12 protein-coding genes, 1 tRNA gene and 2 pseudogenes are annotated in these 12,269 nt (G+C 50.4%); 7 read left to right on the forward strand and 8 right to left on the reverse strand.

Annotated features, from left to right (window positions below; all coding sequences use genetic code 11):
• Positions 1-14: 14 nt before the first annotated feature.
• Positions 15-1,064, reverse strand: coding sequence for a tRNA preQ1(34) S-adenosylmethionine ribosyltransferase-isomerase QueA (gene queA / locus V3H56_RS22215; RefSeq protein ID WP_042728007.1), 1,050 nt, complete (start codon positions 1,062-1,064; stop codon positions 15-17).
• A 108-nt stretch (positions 1,065-1,172) separates the two neighbouring features.
• Between queA and V3H56_RS22220 the strand changes: the two genes are divergently transcribed.
• A tRNA-Leu gene (locus tag V3H56_RS22220) sits at positions 1,173-1,257 on the forward strand.
• A 303-nt stretch (positions 1,258-1,560) separates the two neighbouring features.
• Positions 1,561-1,890 (forward strand): hypothetical protein, encoded by a 330-nt coding sequence (locus tag V3H56_RS22225; RefSeq protein WP_338473857.1) that lies wholly within the window; start codon positions 1,561-1,563, stop codon positions 1,888-1,890.
• A gap of 76 nt (positions 1,891-1,966) precedes the next feature.
• Here V3H56_RS22225 and V3H56_RS22230 read toward each other — a convergent pair whose 3' ends face one another.
• Positions 1,967-2,587 (reverse strand): glutathione S-transferase family protein, encoded by a 621-nt coding sequence (locus V3H56_RS22230; RefSeq protein ID WP_338473858.1) that lies wholly within the window; start codon positions 2,585-2,587, stop codon positions 1,967-1,969.
• 185 nt (positions 2,588-2,772) lie between these two features.
• Positions 2,773-3,518, reverse strand: a pseudogene (locus tag V3H56_RS22235) (SDR family oxidoreductase).
• Positions 3,519-3,656: 138 nt separating this feature from the next.
• Here V3H56_RS22235 and V3H56_RS22240 point away from each other — a divergent pair.
• Complete coding sequence (locus V3H56_RS22240) at positions 3,657-4,607, forward strand: LysR family transcriptional regulator (protein ID WP_338473859.1); 951 nt, start codon at positions 3,657-3,659, stop codon at positions 4,605-4,607.
• On the opposite strand, the pseudogene V3H56_RS22245 reads toward V3H56_RS22240, so the two are convergent.
• Positions 4,598-4,903, reverse strand: a pseudogene (locus V3H56_RS22245) (phosphotyrosine protein phosphatase). The gene V3H56_RS22240 and the pseudogene V3H56_RS22245 sit on opposite strands and share 10 nt — an antisense overlap.
• A gap of 248 nt (positions 4,904-5,151) precedes the next feature.
• Between V3H56_RS22245 and V3H56_RS22250 the strand changes: the two are divergent.
• Positions 5,152-5,595: a hypothetical protein gene (locus V3H56_RS22250; protein ID WP_338473860.1), complete on the forward strand. Its 444-nt coding sequence runs from the start codon at positions 5,152-5,154 to the stop codon at positions 5,593-5,595.
• 136 nt (positions 5,596-5,731) lie between these two features.
• Here V3H56_RS22250 and V3H56_RS22255 read toward each other — a convergent pair whose 3' ends face one another.
• Entirely contained in the window at positions 5,732-6,436 is a 705-nt protein-coding gene (locus V3H56_RS22255; protein WP_338473861.1) for a hypothetical protein, read from the reverse strand.
• A gap of 4 nt (positions 6,437-6,440) precedes the next feature.
• Entirely contained in the window at positions 6,441-7,922 is a 1,482-nt protein-coding gene (dgt, locus tag V3H56_RS22260) for a dGTP triphosphohydrolase (RefSeq protein ID WP_338473862.1), read from the reverse strand.
• 283 nt (positions 7,923-8,205) lie between these two features.
• Between dgt and V3H56_RS22265 the strand changes: the two genes are divergently transcribed.
• The 3 genes from V3H56_RS22265 to V3H56_RS22275 all read left to right on the forward strand — a co-directional run bounded on the left by V3H56_RS22265 (position 8,206) and on the right by V3H56_RS22275 (position 10,683).
• Positions 8,206-8,862 carry a hypothetical protein gene (locus tag V3H56_RS22265; RefSeq protein WP_338473863.1) on the forward strand — a complete coding sequence of 219 codons (657 nt, stop codon included), beginning with the start codon at positions 8,206-8,208 and terminating at the stop codon, positions 8,860-8,862.
• An 83-nt stretch (positions 8,863-8,945) separates the two neighbouring features.
• Entirely contained in the window at positions 8,946-9,725 is a 780-nt protein-coding gene (locus tag V3H56_RS22270; RefSeq protein ID WP_338473864.1) for a hypothetical protein, read from the forward strand.
• Between the two features lie 481 nt (positions 9,726-10,206).
• A complete protein-coding gene (locus V3H56_RS22275; RefSeq protein ID WP_338473865.1) occupies positions 10,207-10,683 on the forward strand; it encodes a DUF488 domain-containing protein in 477 nt (158 codons plus the stop codon).
• Here the strand turns inward: V3H56_RS22275 and V3H56_RS22280 are convergent.
• Complete coding sequence (locus V3H56_RS22280) at positions 10,640-11,377, reverse strand: hypothetical protein (RefSeq protein ID WP_338473866.1); 738 nt, start codon at positions 11,375-11,377, stop codon at positions 10,640-10,642. The two genes, V3H56_RS22275 and V3H56_RS22280, sit on opposite strands and share 44 nt — an antisense overlap.
• 321 nt (positions 11,378-11,698) lie before the next feature.
• Positions 11,699-12,058 carry a DUF6124 family protein gene (locus V3H56_RS22285; protein ID WP_338473867.1) on the reverse strand — a complete coding sequence of 120 codons (360 nt, stop codon included), beginning with the start codon at positions 12,056-12,058 and terminating at the stop codon, positions 11,699-11,701.
• Positions 12,059-12,269: the final 211 nt, after the last annotated feature.

Here is a 12,269-nt window from a genome sequence, read left to right on the forward strand (position 1 = left end):
GCGACAGGTGCGACTCATACGGTTTCCTCGGGCCCGCGGGGCGCGGGGTTACGGGTGATGAACATCGCATCACCGTAGCTGAAAAAGCGGTAACCCTGCTCGACGGCGGCCTTGTAGGCGGCCATGGCTTCGGGATAACCGGCGAACGCCGAAACCAGCATCAACAGCGTGGATTCGGGCAAATGGAAATTGGTGACCAGGGCATCGACCACATGGAACGGCCGGCCCGGGTAGATGAAGATGTCGGTGTCGCCACTGAACGGCTTGAGCACGCCATCGCGGGCGGCGCTTTCCAGGGAACGCACACTGGTGGTCCCCACCGCCACCACCCGGCCACCGCGGGCGCGACAGGCCGCCACGGCGTCGACCACGTCCTGGCTCACTTCGAGCCATTCGCTGTGCATGTGGTGGTCTTCGATGCGCTCCACCCGCACCGGCTGGAATGTGCCGGCACCCACGTGCAGTGTCACGAACGTGGTCTCGACGCCCTTGGCGGCAATCGCCTCCAGCAACGGCTGGTCGAAATGCAACCCCGCCGTCGGCGCCGCCACCGCGCCCAGGCGCTCGGCGTACACCGTCTGGTAGCGCTCGCGGTCCGAACCTTCGTCGGGGCGATCTATATAAGGAGGCAACGGCATGTGCCCGACGCGGTCGAGCAGCGGCAACACCTCTTCGGCAAATTCCAGCTCGAACAACGCATCATGCCGCGCCACCATCACCGCCTCGCCGCCACCGTCGATCAGGATCGACGAACCCGGCTTGGGCGACTTGCTGGAGCGCACATGGGCCAGCACCCGATGGCTGTCGAGCACCCGCTCCACCAGAATCTCCAGCTTGCCGCCGGAGGCCTTCTGGCCAAACAACCGTGCCGGAATCACCCGGGTATTGTTGAACACCATCAAGTCGCCTGGGCGTAAATGCTCAAGCAAATCAGTGAATTGACGGTGAGCCATGGCTCCGCTGACCCCATCCAGGGTCAACAGTCGACTGGCGCGACGCTCGGCCAGAGGGTGGCGAGCGATCAGCGAATCCGGGAGTTCGAAGGTAAAGTCAGCAACACGCATGATGGGGTTCGTCTAGCAGGGCCGGAAAGTCTAGCGGAAATATCGAAAATTGACCATGAAACGTGATTGACCAACGGTAGGCACCTCTCTATACTTCGCCGCCATTGAGCCCTGATGGCGGAATTGGTAGACGCGGCGGATTCAAAATCCGTTTTCGAAAGGAGTGGGAGTTCGAGTCTCCCTCGGGGCACCATCTTAAAGAAAGACCTTGAAATTCAAGGTCTTTTTTTTCGTCTGCAGGAAAGTGCTTAGGTCATGGCTAATCACTCCTTTGTGGCGAGGGGATTCATCCCCGCTGGGCCGCAAAGCGGCCCCAAATCCCAAACCTCTGGCAAAGAAGAATCTGTGGCTAGTAGGAATCTGTGGCCAGTAGAAACCTGTGGCGAGGGAGCTTGCTCCCGCTTGAGCGCAAAGCGCTCACAAAAATGTCACACCCCCATTGATGCTCCGCCGTGCGACACCCCGTTAACCCACCGCTGACAAAGGACTCCACCCCATGGAACTGCTGCTGGAAACGGTCGCTCTTTACTCGCTGAAGCTGGCTTATGAGACGGAGGGGCATAGTCCGATTTTGCGGGATGATCCATTGATGGGCGGGTGTGATCGGGAAGTCTTTGGGTTGCTAGTGCGGCGGGAGGATGTGGCTGGGATCCAGGAGAAGATCCAGCAGTGCCTGGCGTTGGCGCTGGAGGCCATTGGAGGTGCCGATACGGTGCTCGGCGCCGAACTGCAGCGGCTGACTGCAGAACTCCACGCGGCACAAACAGCCGAACAGCTTAGGCCACCGCTCAGTGCGCTTAAGGGCTATCTGAAAGATATTCTATAAAACCCCCACGTTCAGCGTGAGGATGCATCCAGCGACGCTCCGTCCCCTCCTGCATCCCCTGCGCATCGGCATTTTTTCAGGCTTCCATGCCAATAGCCAAGAGTGCCCTCTGCTCCTGTAAGTGCTTGCGGAACCGGATGGCATAGTCCTCTGCAACGGCCGCCTGAATGCTGGGACGGCCGGCCAGCGCGCGACGCCAGTCAGCCACCCGATGCAATCCATCGAACAACTGATGTTCGGGCTCGAAACCCAATATGTCGAAGTAACGAAAGACGGGAGCCATGGCGATATCGACCAGGCTGAACCTCTCGCCGGCGAAATAAGGTCCGCCGGATATTTCACCGTTGAGTCGTTCCAGCTTGGCTCTCAACGCGGCAGATTTGCCAAGGGCTGTCTGCTGGTCGGTGGCGTTCAAAAATCCCCATGCGTCCGCCAATGCAGCAGAGGCGAATTCGACCCATGCACGGTGTTGTGCGCGGACCCACGCACTCGATGGATGCAACGCGGGTTCCGGGTAGATCTCCTCCAGGTATTCACAGATGGCGACGCTCTCGAATAGAACGGATTCGCCTTCATTACTGACAGGAACCTTGAGCAGTGGAACCTTACCGGCTGGGGATATCGCCAAGAACCAGTCCGGCCTGTCGCGAAGGTCTATATCAATCCGTTCAAAGGCAAGGCCTTTTTCCAGTAACACGATGGCCACTCGCTGAACGAATGGGCACAAAGGATGGCTGACAAGTGTGAATGGTGACATTGGAATAGGCCCATCGAAAAAATAGAAGCCCGCCGCCCGAAAGAGGACGGGCCGTATGAAAGCCACGCCGATGAGAAAGCCTGAGTTGCATTCAGCTTTCAATAAAAGGCAGGAGGCGTTGGCAACTAGAGCGAACGACCACCGTCGACGATGAGCTCCGAGCCAACCGTCCACCGCGACTCGTCCGACGCCAGGTACAGCACGGCCTTGGCCACTTCCTCGGGCGTACCGAACCGGCCAAATGGAATGGTCGCGGCGATATCTTGGTTGACCTGTTCACGGTAGGCATCGGGGATACGAGTTTGTCGTAAAGCGGCGTATCGATCGGGCCGGGGCTGACCGCATTGACGCGAATACCACGCGGGAGAAGTTCGCTAGAAAGCGTCTTCGACATGTTCAGGAATGCAGCCTTGGTCGCGCCATAAACCGATGAACGCGCGTCGCCGAGGTGCGCACTCACCGAAGTATTGAGCACCACCGACGCAGGGTTCGCGAAGACCGGTAGCAATGCCTGGATCAGGAAGTACGGCCCTTTGACGTTAATGTCGAAAGAGCGATCGAACATTTCTTCCGTCCACTCTTCGATCGGCAGCCAAACGGATACGCCTGCATTGAGAAAGGCAACATCGAGTTGGCCATAGTGAGCCTGAACGGCCTGCGCCAGTTCCTTCTGCGCATCGATGCTGGCTGAGTCAGCACGCAGTACCAATACTTCGCTTCCCAGTTCCGCCTGGGCCTTTGCAATGGACTCCGGATTGACGCCGGTAACAATCACGCGGGCACCTTCGGCGAGGAACTGCTTGGCCGTTTCCAGGCCAATGCCGCTGGTGCCGCCGGTGATGAGAGTACGCTTGCCTTGCAATCGGGACATGTCAGTTTCCTTTTCGGTTTTCACGGTCAGTCGATGGACTGACCTGCCTGAGGGAAACTATGTATTCATACCTGCGCATTGATAAGATGACCTATTCGAATACATTTCATGCCTAAATTGCATGAATGAGAGGCCTGAATGGATCGACTGCTGTTGATGACCTGCTTTGTTCGCGCTGTCGAGACAGGAAGCTTCTCGGCTGCGGGGCGTGACCTGGGACTGGGGCAACCCAACGTCAGCCGCTATGTGGCGGCGCTGGAAGATCATCTGCAAACCAGGCTGCTTCACCGATCCACACGCAAGCTTGCCCTCACTCCCGAGGGAGAACGCTACTACGCAGATGTCCGGCGCATTCTCGACGCCGTGGAAGAATCGGAATCGTCCCTCAGGGAAAACATCACCCCGTCCGGCTTGTTGCGAGTCGCCTGCCCGACCGCGCTAGCCCACGCATTCGTGGTGCCCCATGTAGCCCGCTTCCTGGCTCGCTATCCCGAGTTGACGCTCGACCTGCAGATCAGTGATCGGTACGTGAATCTGGTCGACGAAGGGGCTGAACTGGCGATACGCATCGGGCACCTGGAAGACAGCGCAATGCGCGCCCGGCCCCTGGGCTGGTTCGAGCGCGTGTGCGTCGCCAGCAACGAGTACCTGGCCAAACACGGAACCCCCACGACCCCCAATGACCTGAGAACACACGAGTGCCTGATCTATACCTTGCTGTCGACAGGCACCACATGGCGCTTCCGGGATATCGATGTTCCCGTCTCCGGCAGGCTCCGGGTCAGTTCACCTGAGGCCATACGCGAGTGCGTAAACGCGGGGCTGGGGATCGCACAGGGGCCTGAATGGCTTTACGAGGAGGGGCTGAACAATGGCAATCTGCGGGTGTTGCTGAAGGAGCACGCAGCGCCGGCTGTTCCTGTTCAGATCATCTACGTTGCCGACCGGCTTCTTCCCAGGAGGGCTGTTGTTTTTATGGATTTTATTGCTGAGGTGTTTGCGAAGAGCTCTGCGTTTAGGGATCGGCCTGGGGGGGGTGTAGTTGCACTGGGTGGGCTTGGTAACAAGGAGACGCCAGTTCAGCCATAGCCATAGAAATAAATCCGTTCCCTTTTTTTGTTCGACGTCACCGCTCGCTCAAACATGCCCACCAGCTCAGGGTCCATAAGCGATAGTCATCGGGAATATTCAGAACATGCAGCTGCTTGTGCTCAAGCAGCCGGGCGTACTCTGCCCGTAGACGATGCTCGTGCTTACGCTCCATCACAAAAATGACATCGGCCCAACGGATATCCGCTGGGCCGATTGCCTTGTGCGTTCGAGCTGGTGCCCGATGAGCGACCTCCGAAACCAGGACGCCGGACCCTCGACATAAGTAACCCCATCCTCTTTCTTGGTTGTTGTTTGGCGGGAGATGAGACTGGGATTTAGAGCAGAATTGGTCGATGCTTAAATTTGGCGCTTGGGGCGATTGGTGGTATAGATACCGTGTTAGTAGAAAAACTAGGGCGGCCGGCTGTGGTTACCAATACCGCGCAAACGAACAGCAGCGAATGCTTTTTAGACGTCAATAGGGGCAGATTTATCGGTATGAAAAACAATATAATGGATAACATATAAAAAGGATTATGATGTGGAGCATCTTGACCCTCCGCCCCCCGACCAATGGAACAAACGACGCGCATGGTTTGAGTCATTTATATTTGACTACGAAGAAAGAGGATCCTACTTGGTAGGAGAGCAAGCGTCCGCTTTCATTTGCGAGGTACAGGCTTGTTTTTGTAGCGGAGCATGGGCTGCAACTATAGTTCTAGCATTTACTGTCATTGAAGCGAATCTGCAAGAGACTAGTGGAGCAAGCAAAAAACAACGTTCCATAGACTTGCTTCGCTCATACAACTCAGGACAAAAATTTGACGCGCTGAGAAAACGCAGAAACGCTCTAATTCATGCAACACCTGACTATCCCGCCATCACAATTGATCAGCAATGGGATGGACGTGAAGCACTAGAGTTTGAAGCTAAAGAAGCTATAAAACTAATGTTTATGGCATTTTATTCTCAGACCGGAACATAACTCAACATATCAACACCACATATAAATTAAACCCTAAATTTAAATACAAAAAACCACCCGCTGCTCCTGCCCCCCAGCAAATCACCATGCCTCGAGCCTCCTGTAGCAGAAATCCTAGAACACGCTCAAGGCATATTCAACCTCCAATATCAAAGCCTTCAAAATTAAGCGACAATTGCCTATGAAACTCAAACAAACAACCAGGAGAACTTTCAACATGAACCTTCAAATAATCCCAATAAAAATTATCGCAACCTCTAGAGGCTTTGTTGGACAAAACGAATTCGCACAACTCATATGACATTTTCAAGCTATTGCGGATAGATAAATCAACGGCTTTCAAGGCCATTTTTTCCGGAAACGGATTCTGAACAAGATTAATATCTAGAACCCTATCCTCAATAGAGCGACGGCAAAAATCAGCGGTGTAAAACGACTCATCTTTCACATTAAAAATAGCAGCATCTACAGTGAAAAATGTGGTTTTACATAAATCTTCAATTCTCGAAACTGTGACATACCCCTCCCGAGCGGCCCAAGTATCTTCAAGAGACCAAATATCATAAGGACGTCCCAAAAAAAAGAATCGAAACCCTCCAAATCGATTTCGAACTGGAAGATACTCCCGTATTTGCAAGTAAATTTCCTCCGCTGACGCCGTAGAAACCAAATCAATATCTGAACGGAATGACTCCATCGCGCCCAAATTTAGATCGCGGATCATCCCCCCAAAAATCGCCAAGTCAGGAAGAGATTCCTTGAGATGTTGTATGGGATGTGCCTCCCCAATATCGTGCCCGAGAAACTCCAAGACTTTAGATTTAGCTCTTTTCAAATTCATTTAATCACACGCCAGCCTGATAAGACCGAAGCTCTTGAAGAAGATTTACCGCATATGAGTCCGTCATACCAGAAATCATATCGGTGAGCAGCAGACACTGACGATATCTCAGTGGCAATTCTTTAAGCTCTTTGGGGGGACTATTATATATGCGCCGATAGTTCTCAGAAATCCGCATAAAAACATATCTATTATAAGGATGACTCGGTCTAAAAGATTCAATATCAGGATTCGTTTCCAAAATAGCCGCCCAAAAAATATCCATAAGGCCGCGTATTGTATTAAAACCCGTCAGCTCGACCTCTAGAACTGACCTATGCTGAAACGTGTGATTAATGGAAAAATTGCCCAGCAACTCACGAAGCAGATGCGCATCTGAAAGCTCCAATAATGCCTTGCTTTGGGTACCATTTAAAAAGGAGTCTTGATGCTCAGAAAATGTTTTAACGCAAGAATTCAACATCAACCCGATCGCATAAACTCGAAAGCGTTGCATCGAAACATCATTCAGCTCCGCCGGAGATAGCTCCTCACGACGGTATTCAAGATGCTTATATCGAGCCTTTGTCACCAAATCATCTATAGAATGATCGTTCTTACCGTGATGTTCCAAGTAAGCTAGCAAATCAGAAAAAGAGGCGAGCCCCTTCTTAACCGTATCCTCAATATCAAGCACTGCATAAGCAATATCATCGCAGGCTTCCATAATGTATGACATAGGATGACGTTTTCCGAGTTCCAAACCAACAGCGTTCAACACTTGCTTGGCGATCCCCTCTTCGGATAAGAAAAAACCATGCTTCTTCGTGCACACGCTAGATTTATTAACCGCAATAGAACTAACGGGATACTTCATCATTGCAGCTAACGTTGCGTAAGTAAGATCAAGTCCAAAGTCATCATTAAGTAATTGAAGACGCGTAACTAATCTAAAAGCCTGAGCATTCCCTTCAAACTTCAAGAAATCCCGATAGTGTCGCTCCGTCAATACACTAAACTTCCTACCCGCAACAAGTTGAACATTATCTGCAAACCAACTCTGTATTGCTCCTTCACCTTGATGCCCAAAGGGTGGATTACCGAGATCATGAACTAATCCAACTGCGGCCAAGAGAGAAGGGATGTCTCTAGTAGAATTAACAATATCGCTAGCAATGCCATTAGCATAGACTAAGGTGGTACCAAAACTACGAGCCAAGTTCGAAACCTCATAAGAATGAGTCAACCTATTTCGAACACTGTCGTTCCGGTCTAACGGGAACACTTGCGTTTTATCCGCCATACGCCTGACAGGGGCACAGAACAAAATTCGATCAAAATCTCGCTCGATCTCTGTACGAAATTCTGTTTTTTGCGCCTCAGCTATTGCGATAGGAACCACTGCAGCTGCATCGTTCTTTTTCCGACGACCGGTGCTGAGCAGCTTTTTCCAAGGGCTCGTTCCGAATGGCACCTCTAGTGCTACCGCCTCCCCAATAGACGTCAAAATTTTATCTCCTTGATAAAAAACGAATTTTTGCCATCTCTTTGTGGCGATAGCGTTGGAAGTGTATTATGCCTGCCCCCCCTCCAATCGCCTAGATCCTCCTTTAACAAAAGCTCCTCGGGCGTTCAAATCAAACGATTGACAAAAACAATCAGGAATAAGCGAACCATTCCTCCACTCAATAAGTGGTACCTGCCGAGGAAGAAAACACCTAAAGGCACATTGCCATGAAACTCGAATAATGCTTGAATACGGTAATATACAAGGACACTACGAGACCACTATGAAGGGATCTGAAGTTTATAAAATGCTCATGAGCAAGGGTATTGGACATCTCTACCATGCTAACTCCCTGACCACAAGCATAAGTCAATTAAAATTGAGGGGCCTCGCTTCGCGCAAGCTTGTAGAGGACTCCGGACTTCCGCAAACCTATCAGTACACAGACTCAACCGACAAACAACTTGGAGTATGGGGAGATATTTTTTTAGACACAGTTGATATTCACAAACGAGCTTCAAGACTCAACTATTACGGACCAATTCTTTTCATATTAGATATCGGAATCATACAATGTATTGATAATGTTTTAATCACCAAATCAAATCCATCTAAATGGGGCCTCCATACATCTTTTGAAGATCGCTATTTTACAACCTACGAAGACTTAGTGAGCGGATGGGAATATGGAAACTTCGATCAAATGCTAACAATTCGTAATCCAGCCACCCCTCTGAAGTTCGATGGTTACTTAGGTCAAATTCTAATCGATGAACCCGGAACAGCAAACGATCCAAGCAAAGAATTTTCACTAGCCCTGTCGGCAATATCTTGCCTTACTAATACTCCTTTAAGCCGTCGTCAGTGCCCACAGTGGTGCAAATGCAAAGAAGGCTATACAAATACACACCGACTTGCGCAGATGTATTCTTTGTGTTGAAACAATCTTCTTCGACTACACGATTTCCTAGGGCGATATTTCGTTCGCTGCTCCAAAAAGCCGTACGAAGGGGCCATGCAGATTTGGCCGAAACTGTTGCTTATCTGCTTGCGAGCCATGGTGATTCGAAATGGCTGCATACGCGAACTGGGATAATAGCCTTTGAAGAATGTTGGCCCTATGCAGAATTATTAAGCAGTGAGATGCCTACCGTCCATGTATTGAAAGCGGTCGCTAACGCCACTAAAAATAAAGACGCTGCAGGCTTAGGTTCCTTGGGTTATGCACATTCAATTGGCGATTTAAGCGTGACCTCTTATTTCGATGATAGTTTCGCCATTCGAGTGGTAGCTGCTGGTCTAAAAAGACCAACCGCTTTTTTTGAGTGGGCTGTTAAGCAAGCAACCACCCCCGAACAAATTTCCATTACTCGTGCTGCTGAATTTTTTTTTAAACGAGCTACTTGGCCTTGGGATAAGGGCTTCACTATAGCCGCATCCTTTCTTGCTTGCTCCCCCCTCCCGCCCCGCCCTCCTGTTTTTTGTTTAACCCATGACAAGTTTCCATATTGGATAGCGGTGGACAAGCACACACCAGAAGGAAAAAACATAATAGCCAGCGCTGCTAAAGAACTTGCGATTTCGCCATTAAAACTTTCTTGGATTAGTTTTTACATGGAGAGCTCCATAACAAATACAAACACCATTTCGCCATGGTGGACCGCAGAAAGAAATTGGAAATTAGCTCAACTAGAAACTGATGAAATAGAAGCTGCAGAAATATGGAGACGAGCCTCAGAGCTAATTGAAAAGAAGACAGAAAAATACGTTGCCATTATGAGACTATTTTTAAGCCTCCCCTAAAACAACGCTCCGTCTTCACACATACACACAAATTATAGAGACAGCCAAAAAATCCGAACAGCACTTCAAGATAGAAAATACAACACCGGGCACTTAACTTGCGCGCAATTTTTCACCTATGCATTCCTAGCATCCTAAATTAACGGCTTCGGGTTTAGACCCTACTGGACTCGTAATTATATCAACCAACATGCCACCGCCCTACTCTTCCTCGACTTCATTTTGCTATCACCGAATCTAGGAACCGGGCCTAGAGTAACTTCACAACCTGATGCTCATGCGGGGGAGGTAGAGATAAGTTCTTATCGTCCTACCCCCTTGTATACGTACATTCCTCAGAGAGTTTTCTGACCCAACTCGGTTAGCTGACGGCGCAGCAACGCTCCCCCATTTATCAGTGTAAGTGCACAATCGGAGCTGCCAGTGCTATAATTCGTGTCGCTTTTAGCTTTGGTTCGCACGGAAGCATTGGAGGAGATTTATGACTATCTACACTGCGGGTTATGAAGGGCTTGCGATTGACGCATTCATAGCGCGGCTTAAAGAGGCCAAGATTGACAAGGTGCTTGATGTTAGGGAATACCCACTCTCTCGCAAAAAAGGCTTCTCAAAAAAAGCTTTTGCCGAATATCTGAGTGCTGCAGGCATTTCATACGAACACAGTCCGCCCCTTGGATGCCCGAAACCGATACGCAATCGGTACAAAATAGATGGCGATTGGTCTGCATACTCTCGAGACTTCAGAGCTTACATTCAGACTCAAGACACAATATTAAATGAATTGCTATCCGATGCTACGGAACAGCGAATTTGTATGGTTTGCTACGAGGCTGACGCGAAATTCTGTCACCGCAGCCTGATCGCTGAGGCCGCTCAGGCTTTAGATCACTCGGTAGAAACAAAACATCTTCCTATCAAAACAGAGACATTTGCTGAACTTCTTCGCTCTGTCGCCTAGGAGGATAGATCAAGCTAATGATCAGCCATTGCCCTGGGAAACGGTGAATGGTCCCCATTAGAAAATGCAAATCCTTTCCGGGAAGTTCGATTTCAAGCTTGTTTCGAAATGGGACCTCCCAGCCATTTACTCCATGCTGGCGGCGAACGTTTCTGTAGAGCTGGCTAGCTTCCCAGTCAACAATCTTGTGCGTGTATGATTTAATCTCTCCCTCATCCATACACTCATATACATAATGGAAATCAAACGGTACTTTTTCCAGTCGTTTGATGCTCATCCGCTCTTGTTGATCATCGAATAGGCTTGGCTGTCGCTGCATCTGCTCAAGCTTATCGATCTCCTGTGAGGTCCACGCCTCCGAAGCAGCCTTCCGAATAAGTAGTTCTGTTATTCGAGCAGGCTTAACTAGACCTAAAGTAATGTTGCAGTCCACCCTCGCCTTTTCTAAAGCATCAAAGCTATTGTAGACAGGCAGCTTATCCAGCAACACCCGTCGCTCCCTCCAGTCCCCTGCAGGTAAAGCTTTGCCCAGTGAAATTGTATCGACCCCAATCCTATGACTCTCAGGTCTCCGATCTCCCGGACTTCTTTCGATATGTGCTTCGATCCACTGCCATTTCGAAAATTGCTGATCACTGGTTACCAGACGGAACGGAACGGGATAGAGCCGAATAAGATTACCGTCTTCGTCCATACCCGCGACACAGGATGTCTCAGCATACTTAGCACTGGGCGAGGGATACGTTTTGCAAAGGATTAGAATCCGAGTTTTCCGTCTCATTTAGCCAGGTCCATTTGAGTATTTTTAAAACTGTAACTACGCGGCCTAATAATGGCCAGTTATCACCACAAAAATTTTTAGCTGTTCCGTCCGTTATCTATTTTGCAATGGGTCATATGGGCCACAAAAATACGCGTAAAAGAACCTCTCTCCCATCGTTCCTGTCATATCTCCGCCCAACGAAAAAGGTCTTGCTGTGCAAGACCTTTTTCGTTGGGCGGCAAGCGGATTGATCTACCGCGTCTCAACAATATCCAACGCCCGATTCGCCAACAATTCACTCACCTCAATCACCTGCAAAATCCCCAACGCAACACGCCGCCGTGACCCATCCAGGTCAAACGCCAAATCACTGATCATCGCATTCGCCGAAGCCAGATTTTCACTGAGATTCGCAAGCAAACACTCAGAATCAACCTCTGGATCAATCCGAAAAATGGAGTCGGACTTGTCAGACGTTTCGCCCTTAGGCTTGGGTTTCAGGTAGTAATCCAACGCTCGCGTGGCAGCGTCGTCGATTTTCTTGTTGCGGGCGGACTGTGCGCGGGAAGTGGGTTCGTCTGCCGCAGGAGGATTCGGTGTAACTTTTACCATCGTCTTGCTTCCTGTAGTTGGAGCCATCACCCGCTCGCGACTAAACGATGGGAGGCAGCTGTACGCAGGTTAGTCGACCGGGGAAACAAGAAACCGGCGCGTCCGAAGACGCCCTGCGCACAGCCACCATCGAGTGCAGGATAGAAATCCTGACTGGATGACGCCTTGCACAACCTGTTTCACCCTGGGCGACTAAACCCGATCACTGACA

The organism is Pseudomonas sp. MS646, assembly GCF_036693845.1.
In the GTDB taxonomy this organism is placed as follows: domain Bacteria; phylum Pseudomonadota; class Gammaproteobacteria; order Pseudomonadales; family Pseudomonadaceae; genus Aquipseudomonas; species Aquipseudomonas chlororaphis_E.